Here is a 24,757-nt window from a genome sequence, read left to right as displayed (position 1 = left end):
CAACACAAAAATATGGAATAAAAATCCCAATAATGGTAATGTAAAGGTATCTTCAGTTGTTAACTGTCATCCCTTTTTAAAAGCCCTGTCTTTAAAAACAGGGCTTTTAAATTTACTCAATTAAAAATATCCTCGAACTAAACTGGCTATTAATTATAAACCTAAAACTTCAATAAGCTGATACTATAGTAGATATAGGCTTTCACCATCCAAGTGTTCGTTAAAAGTGTATTTAACGAACACTTGGATGGATTTCATAGAATTGAGTATAGTAGAGGTATCAATCATATATTGATACCTCTCTTCTTTTTCAAAACTAGTATGGTATCCATATATGTAATCAAGCTATTTATTAAAATAGTATTCTAGCTCAAAAATTTGAATAGTTAGTTTAAATATCGGTTTAAGTATTGGTTTAAAAATTATTTTACATTATTTGATTTGAGGTGTACAACATGAGTAACCAAGAAAAAGAAAAGTTTAAAATACTAATAGATAAACATAAAAGTAAAATGCCCTGGTATATCATAGAGTATGCAGAAATGAAAACAGCCCTCTCCCCCGCTACATTGTATGCTTACATTACTGAATTTGAAAAGTTTCTAAAATGGCTTATAAGTAATCGATTAGCCGTTGAAAACGGTAAGGTGGTCACTAATATATGTGATGTACCAATTACAACACTAGAAAATCTACCATTAAATGAAGCTAGAACTTTTCAAAGATATCTCCAGGGAGAAGGTATTGAGACAAGAGCTATTAACAGAACTTTCTCTGCTTTAAAATCCCTATTCAAGTACTTAGCTCAAAATACAGAGAATGAACATGGGGAAAATTACATCTCACGTAATGTAATGGAGAAAATTGAACTGCATAAGGAGAAAGTAGATGCAGCAGCAAGAGCAGATGACGTTGCAAATATGATATTTAATGAAAAAGATGATGTAGCTTTTCTTCAATTTCTAGCAAATGATTATGGTGAAATGTTGAAAGATATATCACCAAAAAAATATAGTTTTTTCCAGCGTGATAAAGAAAGAGACATAGCTATTATAAGCCTCATTTTAGGCACTGGGCTTCGAGTTTCTGAGGTAGCTAGTCTTACTATATCTAGTATAAACTTCCGTCAGGGGAAAGTAAAAGTGACGCGTAAAGGTAATAAGAGATCTTCCGTATTAGCTACTCGCTCTTGCTTAGATGATATTCAGGAGTACATTAAGGTTCGCCCTAATAAATATAACTGCCCTCAAGATGAAGACTTACTTTTTGTAACAAACTATAAAGGGAAGTATACGCAGCTAACTGTTAGAGCTATACAGAAGTTATGTGACAAATATTCAAGTGCATTTGATGAGAAGCGTAGCCCTCATAAACTACGACACACATATGCAACAAACCATTATAAAGAAAACAAGGATCTTGTATTGCTGCGAGATCAACTTGGCCACACCTCTGTAGAAGTTACTAGTATCTATACGAACATCAATAATGAGAAGAAACGTGAGGCGATTGAACGTTTAGAAAGAAGACAATTTGAATAGTATCAACTCATCAATTTTTATTAATAAAACTTTCATATTTTACGTAATACGAAACGTATGTTACAATGTCTTCTTCATCACTAATTAACTAGGGCTTTTATATATTTAGAAAACCATCGTAGAGAAAATCACGATGGTTTTCTTATATTTTATCATTTTCCGATATTAGGTGTTGGTTTGGAATAAAGATTAATCAAAAAGCGTGGGTTTAATTTTCTATTGTTTGCTCTACTAAAGGTAAATCATAAAATGTGTCACAGTGAATAAATTTTATATATTGTTCAATTATGCCTAATTGAGTCAATTTATCTCTAAAATTTTCAATATCATTCTCAATGTAATAATAAACATGCCATTCTGTATTTTCATTAACTCGTTTCTTAACTTCTTTAAAATATGGCAAATCCACATCACCTAAAGAATGTCCAATTATAATTACTCTTTCAACAGCATCAAAGTTCAATGAAGATAGTTTATATATATAATCATTTACATTTTTATATGTTTTAGAACAATAGTCAGTTAAGACATTATATATTGGTGCCATTTGTTCATCTAATCTATTTTGATAATCTATATACTTTTTGTTAAAGTAATCTATTCTAGACGAATTTGAATGCCCTAACACTAATTCATTATCTGAATCTACTACACCGTGTATATGTAAAACATTTCGTCTTGAAATATTGTAAATATCCTCCAAAGTAGTAGTGTAATTAAAGTTTATAAATATATCTTGATGGCTTTCGTTGATTAAAGATGTCCTTCTATTTACACCGTCCAACACTTGATTTACTACTTCAATCCATTCTTTTAAATAGATAGTTAATTCTTCAATGTACTTAAATTCGTCTTCGAAGTAATAATTCAAAGTTTCTTCTATACCAATATCCCCACTTTCCAGCCCTAAATCCGTACTTTGAAACATTTGTTCAGTCAATACAATTTCATCAATATTAGCTAAATTAAATTCTAAATTATTCCACAGACAAGTTTGTAACTCTTCTCCCCAGAAATAATATTTCTCTTCGAAATCCCTCAAGAAGTCTCCTCGATGTTCTTCTAAATAGCAACGAAAATTCCAATACCTCGTACGTAAACCATGTCCTAAATCAAATCCATTCCCAACAATATACAAATCCACTTATAACACCATCCCAATTAAAAATCTGTAATAAAATTAAAATAAAACGTACAAATTACGTAAAAAAAACAACTTGAACGTTTACAAACGGTTTATAATTTACTCCGCGCCCTTTTCCTCGTCCTTCTTTTAGCCACTTATCAATTTTAGATGTTCTAGTTCTTTTAGACAATCCTATCTAAAGGGGTAAAACGGTACGACTTTATTTTAAATCCACATTAGGATTATAAAATCACTAATTTCCGAAGAATTCCTCGAGCTCTCTAGATAAGACATTCTTCCTATAGTTATTTACTAACTCAGGGAGAGTTGATTGTATAAATAACCAAAATGATTCAACATGCGCTGCTACAATTTGATTACCTTTAGAATGTACACAATCGTTTCTCAAAGTCCTCCAATATTCCATTTGATTAATTATCGATTCGCTAAATTCAAAATAACCACTATGTGATTTTCCTGTAGTAATTAAGTCGAATACTTTTCTTTCCCAGAATTCATCGTTTGAAATTTCGTCTGTTTTCTTCTTCCGTTCTATACCATACCCAATAAGAGCATATGAACTTTCTAATTCTCTGTGCTTCACTACACTTAAGAAAAAAAATATGACATGATATACGCTGACCTATAAGCTCCTGCTTTATAACATAATATCCCCTCTTCAATAAGACTCATAGCAGCTTCCGGAAATTCCATTTCACTAATAAACTTTTCAATCTCTAATTTCATTTTCTTTTCTCCTTTAAATTTTTCATCATCTGAACAACATTTATATAAGTTTCCCTTTATAAAAATATCAAGAATATAGGATACTAATATGACAACTCATCTTTTAGCTCTTCAAGATATACATTCCTAACTAATTTACAGAAACCTATATATTCTCCGAAATAATCGCTAAATTGCTTTATAAACCCTTCTCTTTCTTCTGTAAAATGAGACCATATTGACATACTCCCCATCAATTCACCTGGCGATATACCTTGTGGGTAATCATTAAACCATTCCAACCAATCTGCAAGTAGCTCCTCCACAGTGGATACTCCGGATTCTGAGCAGAAATCAAATTCCCTTTTTCCAGTTGTAATAAATATGTCTAAATCATTTAAAATTAGACGGATTATATATGAAGTACTCACACTTCCGATACTATGTTTCATATGTTCTCCTCCTTTTCATTTTTTTCTTCTAATGAAATATGTTTGTTATACCATTTATTTATTTTTCCTTTGTAATACTTTTCGACCTCGTAATCCGGAATCCAAATTTCACGATCACAGATTTTACTCATAACGCTATCTAAAACATCCTCATGTTCTCTCGGTTTCAATCTACGGTTATGAACCTTAATCTTTTCTATCATGCCTTTCGAGAGGACTCCCACCTCTAAACGTAAGTGAAGGTGGTGAGGTGAATCGAAAGAAATATTTTATTTTCAAGAAAAGAGCAGAAACATACGTTCTCTTTCTGCTATAATATCCTTAACAAGGAGGTGAATAAAATGACAAAGGAAAATCCATCAAACTATAAAACTCTTCAAATCTGGATTAAAAAAGGGCATCGTATGTATTCTTATTTTCAAGAATGTTGTCATAACGCTAAGAATATGTACAACACCACAAACTTTTATATACGCCAGGTGTACACTGGATTAACACAAGAAAAAGAGTTGCAGCCTTTGCAAAAAGAAGTTCTGGATAATATTCATAAAAATATTGGTAAGATGAATGACACACAACTTCTTGCCTATCAGAAGAAATTGGAAAAAGAGAAATTAAAGCCTAAAAAAGAACAGAAAGAGATTAAATGTAATTTGTTTTCAGAACCTAATTTTAAAAAACCTTATGTAGATTACAACTTTCTAGATGCACTATTTAAGGCTATGATTCAAAATGATTATCGAGCTTTGCCTACGCAATGTAGCCAGTCAATCATGAAAGGTTTGTTCCAAAATTGGAAATCTTTTTTTGCTAGTTTAAAAGACTATAAAAAGAATCCAAACAAATATGCTGGAATGCCTAGGATTCCAAAGTATATTCGTTCTTCTGAAAAAGAGATTCTGTATACAAACCAAGATTGCATCATTAAAAACGGTAGATTTTTAAAGTTTCCAAAGACGAAATTGCAATTAAATATTGGGAAACTAGGTTTCACTGAAGGTAAACTGAAACAAGTTCGTGTGATTCCAAAATACAATGAATATGTAGTGGAATTGGTAATTGATGTTCCTTCTGAACAACAAATTATTGAAGAGAATGCTCGTTATATGAGTATTGATTTAGGGATTGATAACCTTGCAACCATCGTAACAAACACAGGTATGAAACCTGTCCTTGTTAAGGGCAAACATGTCAAAAGCATAAATCAATATTACAATAAAATGAAGAGTCATTTTACAAGCATTCTTAGAAATGGAAAACAAACGAATGAAGGACCTTTTACTTCTAAAGGGATAGAAAAACTTCATCAAAAACGTTACTTGAAAATAAAAGACGTCTTCCATAAAGTTAGTCACCATATCGTGAAACTAGCTCAAGAAGAAGAAGTTTGTAAAATCGTTATTGGTCAAAACAAAAATTGGAAACAAGAAACGAATATGGGAAAAAGAAATAACCAATCGTTTTATCATATCCCACATAGTTTACTGATTCAAATGATTACATACAAAGCAAATGCTGTAGGCATTCAAGTTGTTGTAACTGAAGAATCATATACATCGAAAGCAAGTTTTCTGGATAACGACTTCATTCCAACGTATGGAGAAAATGACCAAAATACAATTTTTTCAGGAAAACGAATAGAGCGCGGCATATATCGTTCAGCAAATAAAACTTTAATTCATGCAGATGTAAATGCTGCGGCTAACATTTTACGAAAAGTAATCCCAAATGCATGGACAAATGGGATAGAGGGGTTAGGCGTGAAACAGCTCGCTAATGTGTTAACTCCCCTGACGTTAATCGTCCGTTAGGTCGAAACGTTAGAAACCCCCACTTCAAGCTTTGCTAAGCGGGGGAGTGTTCATATAAGCCTCTCTCAGCCAATTTGATATGGTTTCACGCTGTTTTTGCTTTAGGTGAGACCATTTCTTATTTGTTTGTAGTAATTGACCTTTAGAATTCTTTATGTGATTCTTCATTGATCGCTACCTCCCCTATTTTGTTTACTTCTTATTCGAACCGAAAACACAGCGCATTCCAAATCGAGTTACAGCATATGTAGTGCCAATTTTACGGATTGAGCCTTTTGGGAAATCATTTATTCTTTTACGTAATGTTGATGATTCAATTCCCCACTCTTCTATTGTATCCGTACTACTCATAATTTCGTTATCCAATAGGTTAAGGTCTCCCCAATCAACATCTTCAAAATTAAATCCATCCATCTCTAACTGCTGCAGCATGTCTCTTTCGTCCTCTTTCACCTCAAATAAATTATGATCCTCTCCCTTATGGACTTCTTCTAATACTCCTACATTTAGCTAATCATGTTCAGTTGCCTCAATTGTACTATTCTCAGATATATATTAATAGATATCTTCTTTTAAAATATAAGTGGGCTGCATTTATTAACTTATTTTTCTGAATTTTGTTGAAAAATAAATATAAAATAGTTAAATACAAAGGTGGTTTTGTTACAATGGTAATATATAACATTAGCATACTTCTATAGGATGGGGGAATATATAATGATTGTTTCAGTAAAGGGGAACGAGCAAGTTACCAAAATGTTAAATGACTGGTATATAGAGATACGTGCCAGACATGTAGGAAAGGCACATAATTTAAAACTTGAGATTGATCAAAAAATACATAACATTGAAGAAGATCAAAACCTACTTTTATATTATGCTCTTTTAGACTTTCGTCATCAATATATGCTTGATAGTTTAAGTATTGGAAAAGATAGTTTTGATAAAGTAGATTCATTGGGTGTACCTGCAGATCAGTTTCTACAATACTACTACCACTTCTTTAAAGCTATTCATTCAAATATTACAGGTGATTTCACATGTGCAAAAGAACATTATAATCAAGCTGAATTACTCTTAAAACACATTCCAGATGAAATTGAACATGCTGAATTCTATTATAAATTATCAACTTTCCATTATCATATTTATAAACCTCTTGCTGCAATCAAAGAAGCTACCAAAGCAAAGGATATCTTTAAAAAGCATGCAGGATATGAAACTAATATTGGATTATGTGATAATTTAATTGGATTAGCTTGTACTCATTTAAAACAATTTGAGGAAGCTGAAGAACATTTCATTACAGCTATTAATACATTCAAAAAATCTGGTGAAGAAAAGAATATCACGTTTGTACGCCATAACTTAGGTTTAATGTATTCAGGTCAAAATTTATCTGAACTAGCAATACGATACCTCTCTGAAGTAACACAAGAACTCCCTAAAGATTATAAAGCAATTTTTATTAAAGCTAGGGAGCATATGAAAATCGGTGAGTCCAAAGAAACTTCTAACCTTATAGTGAAAGGCTTAGAGATTTGTAAAGAGCTAAAGAATGAAGAATACGAACATCACTTTTTAATTTTAGAAAAATTAAATCAAAAGGTCTCAGCTGACGAATTAGAGAAGACAATTAAAACAGGAATCTCTTATTTTGAGAGAGAAAACCTACATGAGTACGTACAGGAATACGCTAAAAAATTAGCAGTTTTATTCCACCAAGAAAATAACCGTTCAAAAGCAAGCGATTATTTTTATCTTAGCCATCAAGCAGAAGAAAAAAACTTTGAAATGGAGGCTTTAAAATGAAAAAAGTAATGTCTAGCTTAATTGGATTAACAGCCGTATTCACGTTTATGTTTAACGCTAGCAATGTAACTGATACACAAAAAGCTCTTAGCGAGGATAAAATCGTACAATATGCTCACGGTCATACTGGTGGATAATAAAAAAACAAAAGTCTTCACTTCATTGTGAAGACTTTTGTTTTTATATGGGGTCCTCTTGTAAGAATAACAAAATATTAAAATCATAAAATTTTAATATATCGAAAACGTTATAATTAAACCGTTTTTTTTTGCATCCATAAGAAGGATCTAAAAAGATTAGAACATTTAAAGAGAGGAAGAAACTATTAATGCATACACAAGAAGATTTTTATAAGAAGTTAATAGAGGGAAAAAGATTAGTAACGATATTTTTAATAAACGGAATAAGAGTGCCAGGAATCATTATCGGTGTTGATAAATTTTCTGTGCTAGTTTCTAGTCATGGAAAGCAACAATTCATTTACAAACAGGCTATTTCAACAGTTTCTTTATGAATTAGTTAAAAATAAAAAAGGAATCCTAAGTAAAAGGATTCACCCCAGGAAATATGCATAAATAAAAAGAACTAAGTTGATTATAATATAAAAGTAAACAAAGCATATTGAGAAAAAATAAGGTTGATGTAGCTTTGAAATAAAGTTTGATCAAAAATACCTCGCAATCCAAAGTTTTACGATAAATAAAAAGAATCCATTTTGAAAAAGATTGATCAAAATGGATTCTTCCCCAGCAGATTTAAGTTTGGTTTTTATAAAAAAGTTTAATCATTTCTACCTATGTTGTTCAACAATCACGCCCGTTTGTGAAATTGGCAAAGGCAGTCTAATTATCGAATAGCCCTCTTCCTCTCAGATTTGCTGAAACAGGCTCCTTTCCTATTTCACGTGCCCATATAGATAACTGGCCAATATGGTGGATTTCGTGGACAATGACATGACGTATGATCTCTCCGTGTGTACATTCAATGACTCGGCGCCTGATTGGTGCGTCTCTAGAGCTAATCGGTTCTTCATTGAAATCAGTTTCTGAAAGTTTCCGAGAATCCATTTCATTTGTCCAAGATGTCACAAATGGCTTCACTTTCTCATGGTATTGAGCTGAAAGATTTTTCAATTTTTGTAAGCTAGCATAATCCTCAAACAATGGCTCCTCAGGTACTGGCTCACCTCGCAAACCTAAGATCCACATATATTCCACATCTACAATGTGAAATAGGGTATGTAGTATACTGCCGAACCCACCGACCCGTTTCTTTAATAGTTCTTCATCTGGTATGTCTTCGCACAATGTAAACCAATCATCACGAACTTGCCAGTTATATTGAAACAGTTTCAACATCACAACAACCTCTATCTTTTATAGATTTAATATTTAATTTTCACCAAAAGACTTCAAAATCCTTTTTTAAATAATAACTCTAAAAAACCTGTTAAAATCCTCCACAAACTGGCCCTTTAGTTGAGTAACTTTATTGCTCCTCAACGGTTCCTTAATCCGCCTTTCCGCTCAGATCTTCTTTTCACTTTTTACTATAAAAACACTCCTTTAGATAAACAGATCCAAAGGGGCAAAACATCGCAACTTTTTTATAAACGTCGCGACTTTATTCAAAACATCGCGTCTTTTTTATAAACAGTTAATCTTTATTTCAAATCAATAGTTGAAGTTTGATAGGAAAGAAAAATGTTTCTTATACTAAATGCGCAAAAATATATGCAAAATCACAAATAAAATAAGGGCAGCCATATCAGGCTGCCCTTATTTTATTTTTAATCTTATAATCTGCTATTTAGTTTGAGCTAATTATAAACCTAGTACACTAACAATCTGGCATGCTTTGGAATTTGCAATATGATAGTACATCTCTAACCCTTTTCTCTCCGAGCGTAGAATCTTGCCACGCATCTTAGATAAATGCTGAGATACAGTTGATTGCGGTACTTTTAATAGATCTGTTAACTCTGTTACATTACAAACTTTGCGACGTTCTAGTTCTTTCACGATCTGTAATCTAACTGGATGGGCCATAATCTTTAATAATTCTACATCCGCCTCTGGGATTTTGTACATGTCATTACTTACTTGCATTATTGTCATTTTAATTTCTCCTTTTATAATTATTTTTTATTTTAATTATCTATTTTTAAATATGTTTTGTTTGCTTGAATACATTGTTCATAACCACTATGTTGTTTGTTCTTTTGTCTCCCTATCAGATTTAATATATAGAAGTATTATGATGGCTAAAAACCCAACAAAAGATAGCATAGGAATCGAGATGAAATCAAACAAATTCAAATGATCTTCTGTACAAGAAACACCTACTGAACATATCTTCAGTTTACTTGTTGGAAAAGCCTGAATCGTAATTTGATAGACAGCTATTATTAATCTAATACATGCAAATGGAAATGCATATACACTTACATTAGGATCTTTTCTATACATTCCTATTCCCAATATTAACACTAATGGATACATGGCCATCCTTTGATACCAGCACAAATCACATGGAGGCAGCTTCATCCACTCACTAAAAATCAAACTTATGAGCATTGCACTAGTAGCTATCGTCCAAGCAATTGCAATGTGATACTTTTGAATGATCGACATCTTATTTTCGCCTCACGTGTTTTTTTAAATGCAAAACATTTGCTAATATATGACTAGTTTATTTCCGTGTTTCGAGTACCCTGTTTCAATAGAAAGTATCCAATCATTAATATCTTCCCAGTCGTATCCCCTCTCTTTTAATTCTAGAGGAAGAAGATTTTCAAAATCATCACGCATTTCGTACATGGTTTCTAATGCTTTTTCAAGCGGACCAAATCCATATACCATGTGTGTATGTACTTTTTTGTTTTTCTTTTCTGCTACAACTAAATATACATACCGTCTTTCTTTCGCTAAAACAAACTTCAAAAATCCAGGTACTTGACTCACATTTCACAATCCTTTACGGTTTTCCTTACCAAGCTTAAAAAGATATAAGTAAGGAAAACTACTAAGTTTTAATTCACTAATTTAATAAATGTCCCGTTTTTTTGCTTTGAAAATACAAGAAAACGCTCATCATCACAATATTTATTACACCAGCTGCAGCACCAATTTTGGAGATAACATACACATATTCATTATTACTAAATGGCAATAGACTCACAAAAATAAATAAAATTGAAATGATAAAGGATAAGAGCATATTTCTTTTGTTTTCATCCATTCAAAAAACCTCCATTTTGCACAAATATTTGTATTGCAATGGATTAGGGTGCTAAGCTGCATCATTACGGTTATAATGACGGTTCTTTTCATCTACAAATCCCTTTATGCTCCACACGCCAACCTTTGCTTCTTTTGCTTCTTTTTCTGCCTCTAGTATTTCGGGTAGTAATGTAGTATTAGGTTTAGAAATATAGGCTATAATCCCATAACCCGACTTGGCCATTAATTCATTGATGTGTATACCCTTACAAAATACATAAGCCAATTTCCTACCGTACTTGTCTTCTTTTGGTCCTTGATCATAAACCAAGGTTACACTTTTCCCATCTAGCTGTTTCTTTAAAAAGAAAGAAGCTTCTTTTCCCATCTTTTGTGGTGGGATTTTTTGAGATACAGACTCAGGGGTATCCAATAACAGTAACCTTACCGTCTGTTTCTGCCCCTTTACGTTCACGTCTATCGTATCTCCGTCTTTTATATGTAATACCTTCCCTTTAACGGTCTCTAAGCCTTTTAATTTCCTCTTATAAGCTTCTGGAATATCTACAATAGCTTTCCCTTCTACGTGCTGTTGTATTCCGTTTTGTACTGCTTGGGCAGGTCTCGAATCATTTTTTGTTTGCGTAGAACTGCTGCATGCTGACATTTGAATTAAGAATGATGTTATACAAATGGCTTTAATCCATATTTTCATATCGAAATTTCTTCCTCCTACTTAAAATACGTAAATAGCTGCATCTAATAAACAAACGGACTTTCCAATGTATTTACTTCTTGATAATTACAACATAGGCAAAACTTTATCCATTTTGGATGATCATTATAAAGTGCTGTATATGACCGTTCCTTACACTGCGGGCATATTGACACCATACTTTTTTCATTCTCTTCCTGACTTTTCAATTTTTCAAAAGATACATTAGCAGATGCTATATTACTGGTACACAATATATATCCCCCTTTTGAGTCTTGAAATCTTAAAAATACATAAAAAAGGACACACCTATGGCATATGTATGCGTAGGTGTGTCCTTTTGCAAGATAGTTTTAGAAGTATTTTGTTACTTTCATCATATCATAGTTCTTATTAATTTTATATATGAAATTTAAGATTTCGCGATATTATTTCTTCTTATATATAAACGTGACTCTCTTCTGTGTAGAGTCATATGTTAATTTTGCATCGAATGATTTCCCTGTTTTTTTCGATATAAATCCTTTTATTGTATCCGTCATATTCTTTTCTAATAATTTGTTGATTTGACTAGCTGTAATTCTTTTTTCAAGTATCATTCCTGAAATAATGAAATCAAAGTCCTTCTTGTATTGTTCGCCGCATGGTCAACATCAGGTCGTTGCAGCAGTTTAACAAGGATTTGTAATTGTTCAGCATTTTCTTGTTTCACCTTATAAGCTGGCTCATAAATTAAGGGTGAATGCTCTAACTTAAACATTTTATACTTTGGATCCATCTCTTCCGGATTTTTTAGTTCCAGCAGATGTCCGCGGCACCAACTTAAAATATAATTATCATTTTCATAATAACCGTAATAAGGTTTGCTACCGATGTACTTTTGTGAGTGACGGAATCGTGGCGATTTCATAATTTCATTGGCCACTTTTGGTTTTTCTGCAATAAATAACGTTTTCCCCATACCTTTTTCCTCCTTAAACAAAAAAAGGACACACCTACGCTATGGTTATGCGTAGGTGTGTCCTCTTGCAATCTGATTTTTTTAGTATTAGATTACTTATATCTTAACATTTCCTTCTTTTATATACAAATTGTAGCATTACTTAATGAAATTTCTAGATATTAATACAACTATTGGTTTGTTTAAGGTTAACTTTTATTTAAAATGGATTTTTCCTCTCGAAAAAATCTTTCACTTTACCTGGCATAGTTTTTATATCTTCCCTGGCGTTAGTTAATATTTCCTGAGTTTTGTTAAGGTTTTTCGATGCAATTTCTGTTGAATTAGCAACAGCTTCTTTTAATTGATCTATTACCTTTTGGCCTTCTCCACCTAAATTTTGAAGTCCTGCAGTAACCTGATCAGAGAGCTTTTCAGTGTCTATTCCTAATTTCTGTGCTAACTCTTCATAAGATCCAACGCCCGGAAGGAATAGTTGAACAAGGGCAAATTGTGCAAAAGATAAACGATCAAGCATTTTGAGGATATCTCTACTTGTTAGTGGTCTCCACCTTCCATCTCCCCGTGTCTGCTCATGATACACACACAGTCGAATTTTCTTACTTTTCAACAATCCATTTAATTCAAATTTCTCAGCCAAACATTGCTTAAAAGTTGAAGTTCCTTGTTCTAAGGCTATTTCAATAGCTTGGGGAAGTAATGCTGGAACTGTTTCCGGTTGATCAATCATAGCTGCTATTAAAGGCCCCGCAGCAAGTAGTGCTGCTGCCATTGCATCATCAAAACACTCTTTCACATCTTTTTTAAGCTCTTCTTCTAAGTTACTTGGATATATTACTTTTCCTAATAAGCGCAAAGTTGATTCTCTAGTGGATAAACAAAAGCCAAATTCATTCCCGCATTTTTCAGCTTTAAACTCCGGAAAGTGACTATATTGACCAAACTGAAAAACAAATTCTTCTTCATTCTCGTTACGTTGTTGACATTGTGGAAATAACGGTTCTGGACCAACCGCATGACAACAATATACCCATTGACATTTAAACCTTTTACCATTTGCGTTAATGATTTCTTCACTTTCTGTAGATTGAGGTGGATTTATTACATCTTCCTGGCTTGAAGGTGATGGTGAAGTTGAGGGAATTGTGGCCAAAATCCGTTCTATTACTTGAATGTTCCGAGGATTAAGATTATACGATCTATAACATCTGCTTTTTCCATGCTGTCGAATACATTCTAGTATATTTATTATTAAATCTGGAGTAAGTGTTACTGTAGGGGACCATGTACTACCAGGATAACTACCGCTTGGATAACCACCACTTGGATAACCACCGCTTGGATAATTACCGCTTGGATAATTAGCACTTGGATAACTAGGGGGATTATTAACATTTGAATTGGATAAATTATTTCAAGAGGGTTGCTGATAAAAATAATTCATTTTATGACATCTCTCCTTTATTTTTTAATGAATAAATTCTAGATTATTTTTTTAAATAATAATATCTTATTGCTTTAGTTAAATTGAATTAAGATAAATAGAGTTTTAATTTAACACTCTTTCTTTTTATTAAAAAACAAAAATCATATTAATATTTGCAATATGATATTTTTAATATCTTAATTTTTATAAAAGGATTATATTATTTTTAATTTAGATGTTATATCCACGGTTATATGCATTACATATCAAAATGGTGAATAGTTAAGAAACAAATTCATATCAGCTAAGTTTCCCTAAATGACCGATAGCTAATCGTTTTATAAACTTTTAATTTAATAAAAATTCCATTCAATTTAAGTTAAATTATTGAATCGTTTATAAAGTGTTTTTTTAATTTAGGCATTTCTATTATAACTTTGGACATCTATACCTAATAAAATGCTTTAAATGCTTAAATTTTATAGGAGGGATTATGGTGACAAATTTTTATATTCAACCTGAATTTTCAGGTTATGGTTATGAACGTGATGATCATTCACATCACCCACATTATCGGTGGAAATTATGTATTTATAAAAATGGTTGGACACAGCAGTATTGGCATAGATTTGTTCCTTCTTGGCAGTCATGTCCAACTATGACTGATAATGAATTAGTATATCAAGTATTAATTCCATAAAAAAACAGAAACTACTTATTTTTAAATAAGTAGTTTCTGTTTTTAAAGAAAAACTCCTAGCCCATTTTCAATTGCGCTTTACTTATATAATTCTGTCCCCTGAAGTTTTCCGATTAGATTTTATATTCATATAGTTTACTATTTTCAACTACTTATTTACTCGTTTCACAAAGTCTTTCGAATCTCCTTTTAATTTGTAATACTTCATGTTAAGACGAATAGCTACTATGGAGATTACTAAAAACCCTATTACATATAACATGTCTCTATCTCCATTTATTATTGTTTAGCAAACTTATTATGTAAATACTTCACATGTTTCTTTTCAATACTCTTATCCGTAATGTTTGCTCGCAACATAGTTTGATAAATATGTTGGACCTCATCATTTGTTAGTTGCACCTCAGTATATGATTCAATACAACTTTTTAAATCGTTATAATATAGAGCGTGTTTACCTTTAGAATGAACATCTACTCTTTTTAAACTGCATTTTGGATGAAATGCTGCTATAGAGATGCACGGCAGCTGTTGTTCCATCACCCATTCAATTGCTTTTATATGCTTATAGTTTTGTCGAAATGGATTTTGAAAAGAGGATTTCTTTCTAAAAATACCCTTTGTCCACCTTGCCGCTTTCTCATTTCCATAGATCCATCCCTCGTAGTTTTTCGTCTCTACAATAAATACACCTGTTTCAGCGATAACAATATGATCAATTTGCGTTGTATCACCGAACTCCGTATAAACCGTCACATTATGTAACACAAAGTAACTTTTTGGATCTAATTTACTTAGTATACGTTTTACCAGTTTCTCTCCAGCTTTTCCTTTCCATTTTGGTACATGTTTTTTCACAACACTATTCAACGGTATTAGAACCACAATAAGAATCAATTCGAATATCAATACTTTCATAATAAGGTCCTTCTTTTTACACCCTTGCGTTTCTGCGCGTTAAACGATAGACATGAGTTTCTAATCCTAAAATAAAATATGAGATACATAAGCCTTTTATCACCATCTCTACGAAGCCTAATGCTAATGAAACAAGGAGCCCACCTCGAAACTGAAAAGGTCTAGTCACTCTTCGATTTACTGGTTTTTCAATGACGCCAAAGTTGGCCCAGGTAGGCAAACGTTTTTCCACATTTTTCACGGTACCTATTAATCCGTATTTTAACGATAGAATGAAACATCCGATTAATAAATAAACAACAGAAGAAAAATAGATAGATAGGCCTATTACGATGCATGTCAGTAACCAGCCTATTAATATAGAATTTCGCAAAGCAATATATTCTCGATTTCTATTCAATACAAACAGTCCTTTCAAAATTAATAAGGTTATTTTTATTTGGAATATATTTACATTTTTTTATAAGCATGATATGATACGTCTTATTAATTTACGAACTAACCTAAAAAGGATTGTGATAGACATGTTAAAACTTGTAGTAGATAATACCGTAACAGAACAAGAAACAGATTCAGCTTTTTCAAACTTTTTCACTTGCAAAGACTGTGTATACTATCTCTCAAAATCAGATTCTTGCAGTCTAAAATTAGCAGCTGATTCAAATAATCCACTTATCCCTTATGAGTGTGGGAATTTTGAGGAAACCTATGAAATCGGAACGGAAGATCCATTAAATTCACACATACATCAGCAACTTCGTGAAGAAAAAGCGCAAATACTAGCTGAAAGTTATCCAGCACAACCTTCTATTGATCCAATTCACAAAGACGCAATATGGTATGGATCAGTAAACTATGGTTGTTGGATTATAAATGATTCGAAGAAACGTTTTGCACTTGCAGGACAGGTACCTTTCGGTGATAATAATATGTCATCTAAAAAATACGCATCTCCTTTTCCTTTACATGACCATGGTGCAAAAGAAGGTATCAGGCACTATATGTGTTGGTACGTAAATGAAAAAGGAATTGGCGAATACCATCTTCTTATTGGTGGTGTCATCATGAAAATTGCAGAAGGAGTTAAGAAACTTGGATTCAATTACTAATCGTATCTACAAGAAAAGAATGTTAGAACATACCATATTATTTAGTTTGGTACAGCTGGTACCGCTGATCGTATCTACTGGTATCATATATATATTGCTGGAACTTACTGATACAGAGTGGAAAACCTGGTTTAGTTATGAAGGAATCTTTGCAGCTCTTTTCCTTATAACGAGGTTCCAAGTTTTCCAGAATAAGAAAAGTATTATTTCTTTAAACCAATATGAAAAGTGGTTTTCAAAGTTAAATATTTTCTTGGTCTCTATATTTCTAGTATTATTTGCATCCATACCAACTCTATTAAAGATTGCCTTCATTCTACAAATGACTGTTATTCTATTTCTACTAGAGTACCTTTGTTTGTATATTAATCGTTTACCGATACATAATTTATATAGAGTACAAGAGATCATTTGTGATAAAAAGCAACTCAAAATTGAACGAATTATTCCAAACAATGAGGAACACGGTACTCATACAATTAAAACAAGAGATGGGCAATACTTTTTATATACCGCGGTGTATTTGAGCGGCATACTATCGCCAATTTCAGAAGAAGTATTTGAAGAATATGAAAGAAATAACCTAATGGGGAGATAAAAGGTACTGAATGTAGATTCAGTACCTTTTCTATCTTTATATATAGTTCTTTACATATTAGCAAATAACCATGGAGCCAGTACGGCTAACATACATAGTAAACAAGATCCCGTTATAACGCGATTAGACCAACGATAATACTCAGGTTGTTTTGTACTCTCATGAATTCTTCGTAAACGAATTCCTGCAATTAACATAAAGGGTGTAAAAATAAGTGCTGTTGATTTAAACAGGTCTAAAAAATCCGTAAAAATGTTCATAAACGAAAATACATCCGAACTAAATAAGAAATATACACTTAATCTCATCGCCATCATACTAACGAACGAGAAAATCATACTCCCTGTTGCCCATTTCATCCATTGACCATTCTTTGTAATTAACGCCATAACCATGACAATAACACCTAATATGAAAGAGATAGAAAAGATATTTACCCCTACTTTAAAAGCTGGTGCATACATACCCTCAACTTTTTGTATAATTGATGACCCAAATGAATCGTCTTTCTCTGTCGTTTTTGTTCGATTGTTTAATCCTTCTTTAAAAGATGAAGAAACATCATTTCCTTTCAATTCATTAAAATCCACTTTTACAGATGCATGAGCTGTATGTAAAGGTATGAGTACTAAGATCATAAAAACAAATGTACATAAAACTCCAACCATCCTTTTTTCTCGCTTCACAACACATCACCCGCTAATTTTGGTTTGATGCTCTTTAATTTGATTTCATTTCCTTCTGCAACATAACGGAGATCTGCGGAATAATAGATATTGGCTTTTGTATACGCCCCCATAATCGCATTTGCAATTTCTTCTTTTTCTACTGCTACATATATTTCATTTTCATTATAAAACTCTATTTCAATTCGATTAATAGTATTATTTAATACTGTTATATGTAACTCCTTTAAGCTATTCAAACGATTTCCTAAACCACACACTAGCTTAAATACCTTACTCGCAAGTGTAGGTGGCTTTACATACGTCGTATTAAAATGAATCGTTTCATCATCTATAACACCATCTTCCTCAACTGCGCACGTCATAATGAAAGAATGATTTTGTTTTTCAATTTCTTGCTGATTTAACTTGCGGTCAATGACATATTTCAGACTTGTTGAAAGGTTTTCTATATATTCATTCAGTTCGGTATTTGAAATTTTAACCTCTGAGAATTCTGGGAAAATCATATAAGCGTGCATATTAGAACTACTTTTACTTACACGTAATACCTGTACCTGTTTCTTTTCATAGCGCACCGTTTGTTCCAATTTTTTTACTACATTGTTGCTTATATGATCTATTATCATATTTCATCAGCCTCCAGTAATTTTAATAAAATAATTTTTACAATCTCATGTATATAAAGCATTGCAATATTTTGCTGAGGTCTCGAAACTCATATTTTATGACTAATAATCACTTTAATCTTAAAACATCTTAATATTACAATGACGTACAATGCTTCATTATAGTCGAATATTCTTATATGGTGAATCGTTCTGTTTCACTCATTTTTATAAAAATAAAAAGATATTTTATCTTTATAAAAATGAGTGAGAACATACTATATTTCATTCTATTTATCTAAGAAAATTCAACTGAGAAATGGATGTTAGATAATCCTGAGTTATCTACTATTTCATTCAACTAATGTATAGAAATTGGGTAGATTCACCTCAAATTTTACATACATTCATATATTTTCTAGTAATATTCCTCCTTCTGTATAAATCCGATAGCACTTCTTATTAGATATGTTTATAACTAATGTTAGTCCTTGTTCTCTTTCTGTCACTTTTCCAGTCCGCTTTAACGTTTTTATCTCTTCTGCTTCTAATTTTCACTATTTAACAAAAAGAACAATTTCTATTATTGGTGCAATCACAATTGTTCAAGTTCTAGAAATGTCGTTCATGTTCTCACTTAGCATTTACTTCTCCATCCAAATTCTTTTAGACCGATGTAACAACTAAATTGTACACACTGACAGACCCTTTTCTAATGTAATTTCCTTTATAAGAGTAGTAATACGCTCTTACTCTTCACTAATCAGTCTGCATTCTCTTGGTCAGCATGAAACAAGACGTTTCACCAATACATTTTCCCTCTCGATTATGCAAATGAATCGTACTTCAACTAGCCCTTTATGAATTTATTTTTCCTTTTTCTTCTATTTATTAAAATTTAACGAAATCTTTCCGCTAAATCATTTTTTATATTCATAATCATTCCCTCTAAATTTCTAGTTGCAATAAAAAAGGAAGATCCAAGTATTCCTATCACTTAGTTCTTCCTTTTCCCCTGTATAAACTACCTTCACATGATTAAAATCGTAGTTCTTCAATCGTACTCTCCGCTAACTTATCTATATCAGTAAATATATCATTCGGCTCTTTAGATTACTCTTTGGATCAACTAATACTATTCAAACATTATCTCTTTTCATCTTGTTATGTTATGAATCATAAATAACCCCACCTGCAAACTTGAAAACAACAAAAAAAGGCTTCTTCAAGTCGATTAAAAATGTGCATAGCAAAACAAGCTATATGTGCACTAATCGGCTCAAAGAAGCCCTTTCACAATTGAAACAAGAACAAAACTTGCTTCTACAACTCAACCACAACACATAAGGTGTGGGAATAAACAAAATTAAACGCAATAATAATATACCTATATATTATACAATTTAGATTTTCATATCAAGATTTTTTTAATATAAATGCACTCTTCTCTTAAGAGCTACCTTAAAAATTCTTATCCTACACCACTATATCAAAAAATTTCTAATTGAAGACACTCAATTTCTTAAATTACATGTAGGCTTATGCCTACCAAGATTCATCTCTCCGCTAAAATTGGTGTTTCACCCCTTCACATTTTAAAGAAGAAATCTTATGTTAAAAAAAGGATAAATAAAAACATGCTATTAATTACAATCTATAGCTAAGAATACAAAATCATATTGTCGATAAGATTTAAAAATAAATTAAGGAGAAAATTATGCAAATTCATTGTGGAACATTTAACTTATATCAATTTTCCAAACCACCCATGGCATGGTATAAGCCTGGTTCAGTTTATTCAAGTGAAGCATGGGAAAGTAAGAAGAAATGGATAAAAGACCAACTTTTAAATATGAACTGTGATGTTATAGGTTTTCAAGAAGTATTTAGTGTCGATGCTCTAAGAGAATTAATTAAAGAGGCTGGATTTACTTATTTCTCAACAGTTGAGATGCCAACTACAGATCCAGCAAATAATACAGTATATACCTCTCCTGTAGTTGCAATTGGTTCAAAATACCCTATTACTTCTGTAGATCCAGTAATAGTCCCACCTTTCACTAGAGACGATCTCCCTATAACACATGATTTTAAATTTAGTCGAACACCAATCAAAGCAAAAATAAATATTCAAGATATTGGAGACATTATTTTTTATGTGGCTCACTTAAAATCTAAGCGTCCCGTAATTAAAACTCCCGATTTTATACCTAACGAAGCGTGGGATAAAATCGTATTGGACACACTAAGAAGCAGATCCAAGGACATATAGCCTCCTTATTACAGAGAGGTTTAGAAACAACAATTTTATATCATGACGTAACAAACGTATTACAAACGCATAACCGCATTCCAATTGTAATACTAGGTGACTTAAATGACGATGAACATTCAATTCCTTTAGAAGCGTTAACAAATAGAGAACGTGTGTATGAAATAAATGGGATACCCTATAATAATCTTACATTGCAAGCAAAACAAAGTATATATAGTTACACAATTTATGATGCTTTTGATATAGCCCCTAACCCTAGTGGACAAAAAAGGATACCAACACATTATTACAATAAACTTGGTAATGTTTTAGACTATATCCTTGTATCTAATGCTTTTAATGAAAGAAACCCTTATAAGGTTGGCCGAATTACAAACTATAAAGTTTTAGATGACCATTTAAAAGCTGATGGGATTAAGGATGACAAACAATCTGATCATGCTCAAGTCGTTATAACAATAGAAACTATCTAGCTGAATTACTTACCTCTTCACGACTTTTAACAAATCAAACGAGCTCAAAGTCAGTTTCGTTCAATTATCTATCCTGACAATATTCCACTTTCTTTGACTTGTTGTATAAAACCAGACTTTTGTTCGTTTAAGATTCAATTGTGAAGAGGTATGTTGTTTCTTGGAAAAGCAGGTAACAATATCTGCTAGTTATTTTCATATAGATTGATATGCAAGACTGTTTACTTCTATTAACTATACCCTATTTTTATTCTTTTTTAATTTAGTCATTTAGGAGAAGCAAGAATTAACTGTTGATCCGATCCAAACTCATTTATCTTTTTCCACATAGCCAGAAAATAATTTAATACTATATACTTGCAAGAGCTGCAATGAAAGAGTAGCCGGAACAAAAAATCCCGCTAAACAAGATTTCGGATATCACAAAGCTGGATCCGATTTAGTTGATACTTCAAAAGCTAGGCTTGTGTTATAAAATGAAATAACACCACTTCAAAATGAAATTTTTCAAGCTTCCATACTAACTTTATTTTATACTTTTATTGTTTGGATCATCATATGTTCGGAAGAATTCTTTCCCTACCTGTTTGCCAGATGTTATTAATTTCTCTTTTAAATCCTGAAATGAGTAGCTGTAATTGCTCCTGCAGACATATCTCCAAACCTTTCAATGCTTGATAATATATTTTTACAGTTTCTAAATATTCTAAAGCTCCTACATATCCAATGCCTTTGATTCCCCCTCCCTCAAAAACTAAATTTTCAAAAGGGATAATTCATTTATATACCTCCTGAAAGATTTTCAAATAATCACGTAATGCCAATAAATATAATCGCTTTATTACAAAAATAAGTTAACTATTACTAAAATGGTTTACGGCTATATAGACACCTATAAACCAAATTTGTATATTCATATTTTTATATGTTCAACTTTGAATCTCTCTTCACTTATTTTTATTAAATACGCATCTGGTGAAGTTAAGCTCCATGCTTTATCAAAGCCAAATTGCTTATCAAAATAATGTAATAAGAGTAAAGCGGGAATTCTGTGTGTTACTAAAATATAATTATTTTTATTATTTTCATTTATTATGTCCCTTATCACTTGATGTGTTCGTTCCATAACTTGATGAATTGATTCTCCGCCTTCGCCTTCAAATTTTGAATTTACACATTCAAAGCGTTTTTTTAATTCTTCCTTCAAATTTTCTTTACTACTTCCGATATTAATTTCATTTAATCTCGGATCTTTACAAAAATCCAAATCCAAATGTTTAGCAAAAATTCCAGCTGTTTCCACAGCCCTTTGATATTCACTAGAAATTATTTTGCATTCTTTTATCTCTTCTGTTTGTAGAAGAGATACTACCATATTTTCCACTTGTTTTAATCCCTCTGATGTTAATGGACAATTGAAATCATTATCTTTCGCTTCACCATGACGAATAATAAATATCTTTTTTTCACGCATTATTCTTTCCTCCAATATATGTTGATTGAGCATATCAACATATATACTCACCCTCTTTTAATTTTTATATTCATATGTAACTTAACAAAGCCAATTTTTAATTTAGATTGTCTAATAGTACACACTTATACTTTCCATCTCTGTATTAATTTTTATCCTAATCTATTTTTTGAGAAACATATAACTGATTATTCAAACAGGTATATTCGGTTATTTTCAGGAGATACTGGGGGCTGAATCTTAAATAAAAAGGAGTGTTTTATATGTGTCAAAATCACAAGGGAGTTAAATGTAGTTTTATTCCCCCATCTATCCTAGCCCATATGGCAAGAGCTGGCGTAGACGGATCACAAATGAGCATTAAAGAAAGTAAAGACAGTCGTACAAAAAGAAAACAAAAAACGATTCATGTAACAGAATTAGAAGCAGGTTTTACTGATAATACAACTGTATCATTACAATCAACTGGCGGATCTAGACGTGAAATATATGATTGCCAAAATCAATGGGTACAACGAATAAAATTAGTTCGCTCTGAAGGAGAACCTGATACTCAAGATGACATAGTTAATAAAGTATATGAGTACTCTGGTATTGTACGCGATTATTTTAAAAACGTTTTAAATCGAGATTCCATTGATAATCGGGGCTTAGATTTAATTTTAAATGTACACTATGGCACTAACTTTCTAAACGCCTTTTGGGATGGAGATGAAATGACTTTTGGTGATGGGGATGGTAACATCTTTATTAATTTTGCTAATTCTAAAGATGTAATTGGTCATGAATTAGCACATGGAGTAACACAATACACTGCAAATCTAGAATATTCTTGTCAATCTGGTGCTTTAAATGAACATTTCTCTGATGTTTTTGGCACCGCTATTAAACAACATTCAAACGGTCAAACAGCTCACGACGCAGATTGGTTAATAGGAAATGATATTATGGGCCCTAGTTTATTTGGTGAGGCATTACGCTCTATGAAAGCACCAGGAACAGCATTTGATAATCCATTAATGGGCACAGATCCACAACCAGATCATATGAAAAACTATTATGACGGATGTTCTGATAATAATGGGGTTCATATTAATAGTGGTATCTTTAATAGAGTTTTCTATTTGGTTTCTATGGAAATTGGTACTGATAAGGCTGCAAAGCTATGGTACCAGGCATTACAGAATCTATGGCCAACTGCCAACTTTAAAGATGCTGTAAAAGTATTGGTCAGAGTCGCTCAAATACTTACGAAAAATGGAGATGTTCCTTTTGGTACAACACAAACAGTGCGTTCTGCATTTAGAGAAGTAGGTCTATAGAGAGTGCATTAATAAAAATAGAAGATTATATTTTTGAACTCCCCCCACTTTCACTTCTAAGCGAAGTGAAAGTGGGGATTCCTTGCGGTTAGAAGCCTTATCACTTCATTTTTTGAATTGATACAAGCAAATCCCCTATACCAATAACATTGTGTTTTTTGATGATTTCAGTTGAGGCTTTGCCTAATTGACACTCCCACGGCTAAAGCCGCAAGTCCTACACCTTACGGTGTAACGGATGGGATTCTTGAATGACTAAGCATTCGCAGTCCATTTCTGTTTTGAACAGCCTTCAAGATGAGGGTGTGCCATCACCCCTCCTAAGACAGACCATATAGGCTCTTAGGCTGATTGACTATTACCGCCAACCACAGTTGCGTAGCGAATATTCATCGCTCCAACGATATCACGATGTTTCTCAAACCCACATTGGCATTTGTATTTTCTATCTTGCGCCTTGTTCTTATCAGAACATTTCGGACATGTTTGACTTGTATAAGAAGGGTTCACATATTCGACCTTTATACCAACTAATGTCGCTTTGTACTCGATGAATTGTGCTAAACGATGGAATGACCAAGTGTGTAGATTTTTTTCGTTTTTACGGCTTGTTCGTGCCGTCTGTCTAATGTTTGTTAGTTGCTCTAATCGAATGACAGAAATATTATTATCCGTTGCAAAATCAACGATTCCACGACTTACTTTGTGGTCTTGGTCTTGCATCCATCTTTGTTCTTTATCATCAAGTTGACGAAGGGCATTCAGTTTCTTAGCTTCTCCTAATTTCTTGCGAACACTGCGAA

29 protein-coding genes and 5 pseudogenes are annotated in these 24,757 nt (G+C 32.3%); 11 read left to right on the top strand and 23 right to left on the bottom strand.

The features are described from left to right. The first annotated feature begins 455 nt into the window (after positions 1–455). On the top strand, positions 456–1,541 hold the full coding sequence (xerS, locus tag ACS2FK_RS25790; RefSeq protein WP_063549948.1) for a tyrosine recombinase XerS: 1,086 nt from the start codon (positions 456–458) through the stop codon (positions 1,539–1,541). A gap of 208 nt (positions 1,542–1,749) precedes the next feature. Here the strand turns inward: xerS and ACS2FK_RS25785 are convergent, their stop codons facing one another. The 5 genes and pseudogenes from ACS2FK_RS25785 to ACS2FK_RS25765 form a co-directional block, all read right to left on the bottom strand. Further along, a complete protein-coding gene (locus ACS2FK_RS25785; protein ID WP_063549946.1) occupies positions 1,750–2,685 on the bottom strand; it encodes a bacteriophage abortive infection AbiH family protein in 936 nt (311 codons plus the stop codon). 235 nt (positions 2,686–2,920) lie between these two features. Beyond that, positions 2,921–3,271 carry a hypothetical protein gene (locus tag ACS2FK_RS25780; RefSeq protein ID WP_223618556.1) on the bottom strand — a complete coding sequence of 117 codons (351 nt, stop codon included), beginning with the start codon at positions 3,269–3,271 and terminating at the stop codon, positions 2,921–2,923. Between the two features lie 5 nt (positions 3,272–3,276). Next, entirely contained in the window at positions 3,277–3,414 is a 138-nt protein-coding gene (locus tag ACS2FK_RS25775) for a hypothetical protein (RefSeq protein ID WP_223618554.1), read from the bottom strand. An 83-nt stretch (positions 3,415–3,497) separates the two neighbouring features. Then, entirely contained in the window at positions 3,498–3,845 is a 348-nt protein-coding gene (locus tag ACS2FK_RS25770; RefSeq protein ID WP_063549944.1) for a hypothetical protein, read from the bottom strand. Further along, positions 3,842–4,060 (bottom strand): annotated as a pseudogene (locus tag ACS2FK_RS25765) (transposase); the annotation flags it as partial. The pseudogene ACS2FK_RS25765 and the gene ACS2FK_RS25770, both read right to left, overlap by 4 nt. 126 nt (positions 4,061–4,186) lie before the next feature. Here ACS2FK_RS25765 and ACS2FK_RS25760 point away from each other — a divergent pair. Continuing rightward, positions 4,187–5,656 (top strand): RNA-guided endonuclease InsQ/TnpB family protein, encoded by a 1,470-nt coding sequence (locus ACS2FK_RS25760; protein WP_063549940.1) that lies wholly within the window; start codon positions 4,187–4,189, stop codon positions 5,654–5,656. 51 nt (positions 5,657–5,707) lie between these two features. Here the strand turns inward: ACS2FK_RS25760 and ACS2FK_RS25755 are convergent. Then, positions 5,708–5,824 (bottom strand): annotated as a pseudogene (locus ACS2FK_RS25755) (transposase); the annotation flags it as partial. 24 nt (positions 5,825–5,848) lie between these two features. After that, positions 5,849–6,211, bottom strand: a pseudogene (locus ACS2FK_RS25750) (helix-turn-helix domain-containing protein); the annotation flags it as partial. Positions 6,212–6,373: 162 nt separating this feature from the next. Between ACS2FK_RS25750 and ACS2FK_RS25745 the strand changes: the two are divergent. The 3 genes from ACS2FK_RS25745 (at position 6,374) to hfq (ending at position 7,982) form a co-directional block, all read left to right on the top strand. Next, on the top strand, positions 6,374–7,468 hold the full coding sequence (locus ACS2FK_RS25745) for a Rap family tetratricopeptide repeat protein (RefSeq protein WP_063549938.1): 1,095 nt from the start codon (positions 6,374–6,376) through the stop codon (positions 7,466–7,468). Next, entirely contained in the window at positions 7,465–7,605 is a 141-nt protein-coding gene (locus ACS2FK_RS25740) for a hypothetical protein (protein WP_000757474.1), read from the top strand. The genes ACS2FK_RS25745 and ACS2FK_RS25740 overlap by 4 nt, the downstream gene beginning before the upstream one ends. Before the next feature lie 191 nt (positions 7,606–7,796). Then, on the top strand, positions 7,797–7,982 hold the full coding sequence (gene hfq / locus ACS2FK_RS25735; protein WP_063549936.1) for an RNA chaperone Hfq: 186 nt from the start codon (positions 7,797–7,799) through the stop codon (positions 7,980–7,982). Between the two features lie 328 nt (positions 7,983–8,310). Here the strand turns inward: hfq and ACS2FK_RS25730 are convergent, their stop codons facing one another. The 9 genes and pseudogenes from ACS2FK_RS25730 to ACS2FK_RS25690 form a co-directional block, all read right to left on the bottom strand. Next, a complete protein-coding gene (locus ACS2FK_RS25730; RefSeq protein WP_063549934.1) occupies positions 8,311–8,826 on the bottom strand; it encodes a DinB family protein in 516 nt (171 codons plus the stop codon). Between the two features lie 465 nt (positions 8,827–9,291). Continuing rightward, positions 9,292–9,585, bottom strand: a complete 294-nt coding sequence (locus tag ACS2FK_RS25725) for an ArsR/SmtB family transcription factor (RefSeq protein WP_063549932.1) — start codon at positions 9,583–9,585, stop codon at positions 9,292–9,294. 87 nt (positions 9,586–9,672) lie between these two features. Continuing rightward, positions 9,673–10,101, bottom strand: a complete 429-nt coding sequence (locus ACS2FK_RS25720; protein ID WP_063549930.1) for a disulfide bond formation protein B — start codon at positions 10,099–10,101, stop codon at positions 9,673–9,675. Positions 10,102–10,143: 42 nt separating this feature from the next. Beyond that, entirely contained in the window at positions 10,144–10,431 is a 288-nt protein-coding gene (locus tag ACS2FK_RS25715; protein WP_063549928.1) for a hypothetical protein, read from the bottom strand. A gap of 76 nt (positions 10,432–10,507) precedes the next feature. Continuing rightward, positions 10,508–10,708, bottom strand: a complete 201-nt coding sequence (locus ACS2FK_RS25710) for a hypothetical protein (protein WP_063549926.1) — start codon at positions 10,706–10,708, stop codon at positions 10,508–10,510. 51 nt (positions 10,709–10,759) lie between these two features. Next, the gene (locus ACS2FK_RS25705; protein WP_063549924.1) at positions 10,760–11,404 is read right to left on the bottom strand and encodes a thermonuclease family protein; all 645 of its coding nucleotides are present in this window, start codon (positions 11,402–11,404) and stop codon (positions 10,760–10,762) included. A gap of 428 nt (positions 11,405–11,832) precedes the next feature. Beyond that, positions 11,833–12,003, bottom strand: coding sequence for a topoisomerase C-terminal repeat-containing protein (locus ACS2FK_RS25700; RefSeq protein ID WP_063549920.1), 171 nt, complete (start codon positions 12,001–12,003; stop codon positions 11,833–11,835). A 35-nt stretch (positions 12,004–12,038) separates the two neighbouring features. Beyond that, positions 12,039–12,365 (bottom strand): annotated as a pseudogene (locus tag ACS2FK_RS25695) (type IA DNA topoisomerase); the annotation flags it as partial. Between the two features lie 199 nt (positions 12,366–12,564). Beyond that, a complete protein-coding gene (locus tag ACS2FK_RS25690; protein WP_063549916.1) occupies positions 12,565–13,518 on the bottom strand; it encodes a hypothetical protein in 954 nt (317 codons plus the stop codon). A gap of 766 nt (positions 13,519–14,284) precedes the next feature. Here ACS2FK_RS25690 and ACS2FK_RS25685 point away from each other — a divergent pair. Further along, a complete protein-coding gene (locus ACS2FK_RS25685; protein WP_063549914.1) occupies positions 14,285–14,491 on the top strand; it encodes a hypothetical protein in 207 nt (68 codons plus the stop codon). Positions 14,492–14,770: 279 nt separating this feature from the next. Here ACS2FK_RS25685 and ACS2FK_RS25680 read toward each other — a convergent pair whose 3' ends face one another. Next, positions 14,771–15,409 carry a nuclease-related domain-containing protein gene (locus ACS2FK_RS25680; protein WP_063549910.1) on the bottom strand — a complete coding sequence of 213 codons (639 nt, stop codon included), beginning with the start codon at positions 15,407–15,409 and terminating at the stop codon, positions 14,771–14,773. A 16-nt stretch (positions 15,410–15,425) separates the two neighbouring features. After that, entirely contained in the window at positions 15,426–15,809 is a 384-nt protein-coding gene (locus ACS2FK_RS25675) for a hypothetical protein (RefSeq protein ID WP_080469970.1), read from the bottom strand. Positions 15,810–15,933: 124 nt separating this feature from the next. Between ACS2FK_RS25675 and ACS2FK_RS25670 the strand changes: the two genes are divergently transcribed. Then, complete coding sequence (locus tag ACS2FK_RS25670; RefSeq protein ID WP_063549908.1) at positions 15,934–16,518, top strand: hypothetical protein; 585 nt, start codon at positions 15,934–15,936, stop codon at positions 16,516–16,518. 19 nt (positions 16,519–16,537) lie between these two features. After that, positions 16,538–17,116, top strand: a complete 579-nt coding sequence (locus tag ACS2FK_RS25665; RefSeq protein ID WP_080470026.1) for a hypothetical protein — start codon at positions 16,538–16,540, stop codon at positions 17,114–17,116. 50 nt (positions 17,117–17,166) lie between these two features. Here ACS2FK_RS25665 and ACS2FK_RS25660 read toward each other — a convergent pair whose 3' ends face one another. Then, on the bottom strand, positions 17,167–17,802 hold the full coding sequence (locus ACS2FK_RS25660; protein WP_063549904.1) for a hypothetical protein: 636 nt from the start codon (positions 17,800–17,802) through the stop codon (positions 17,167–17,169). Then, positions 17,799–18,431, bottom strand: coding sequence for a hypothetical protein (locus tag ACS2FK_RS25655; protein ID WP_063549902.1), 633 nt, complete (start codon positions 18,429–18,431; stop codon positions 17,799–17,801). Before ACS2FK_RS25655 ends, ACS2FK_RS25660 begins: the two co-directional genes overlap by 4 nt. 1,696 nt (positions 18,432–20,127) lie before the next feature. On the opposite strand from ACS2FK_RS25655, the gene ACS2FK_RS25650 reads away from it, so the two are divergent. Both ACS2FK_RS25650 and ACS2FK_RS25645 read left to right on the top strand, forming a co-directional pair. Beyond that, a complete protein-coding gene (locus ACS2FK_RS25650) occupies positions 20,128–20,682 on the top strand; it encodes a hypothetical protein (protein ID WP_230387369.1) in 555 nt (184 codons plus the stop codon). Further along, complete coding sequence (locus tag ACS2FK_RS25645) at positions 20,646–21,158, top strand: endonuclease/exonuclease/phosphatase family protein (RefSeq protein ID WP_320561289.1); 513 nt, start codon at positions 20,646–20,648, stop codon at positions 21,156–21,158. The genes ACS2FK_RS25650 and ACS2FK_RS25645 overlap by 37 nt, the downstream gene beginning before the upstream one ends. A 630-nt stretch (positions 21,159–21,788) precedes the next feature. Here ACS2FK_RS25645 and ACS2FK_RS25640 read toward each other — a convergent pair. Together ACS2FK_RS25640 and ACS2FK_RS25635 are read right to left on the bottom strand one after the other, a co-directional pair. After that, positions 21,789–21,934: pseudogene (locus tag ACS2FK_RS25640) on the bottom strand (patatin-like phospholipase family protein); the annotation flags it as partial. A 137-nt stretch (positions 21,935–22,071) separates the two neighbouring features. Then, positions 22,072–22,632, bottom strand: a complete 561-nt coding sequence (locus tag ACS2FK_RS25635) for a histidine phosphatase family protein (RefSeq protein WP_063549900.1) — start codon at positions 22,630–22,632, stop codon at positions 22,072–22,074. Between the two features lie 263 nt (positions 22,633–22,895). Between ACS2FK_RS25635 and ACS2FK_RS25630 the strand changes: the two genes are divergently transcribed. Continuing rightward, on the top strand, positions 22,896–23,954 hold the full coding sequence (locus ACS2FK_RS25630) for a M4 family metallopeptidase (RefSeq protein ID WP_063549897.1): 1,059 nt from the start codon (positions 22,896–22,898) through the stop codon (positions 23,952–23,954). A 342-nt stretch (positions 23,955–24,296) separates the two neighbouring features. Here ACS2FK_RS25630 and ACS2FK_RS25625 read toward each other — a convergent pair. Continuing rightward, positions 24,297–24,757 (bottom strand): RNA-guided endonuclease TnpB family protein (locus ACS2FK_RS25625; RefSeq protein WP_438899865.1); only part of this gene is annotated, 461 nt, incomplete at its 5' end.

The sequence above is a fragment of the Bacillus cereus group sp. BceL220 genome (genome assembly GCF_051776965.1).
Classification (GTDB): Bacteria; Bacillota; Bacilli; order Bacillales; family Bacillaceae_G; genus Bacillus_A; species Bacillus_A cereus.
The sequence above is the reverse complement of the archived record's forward strand: the minus strand, read 5'-3'. Positions and strand labels throughout refer to the sequence as shown.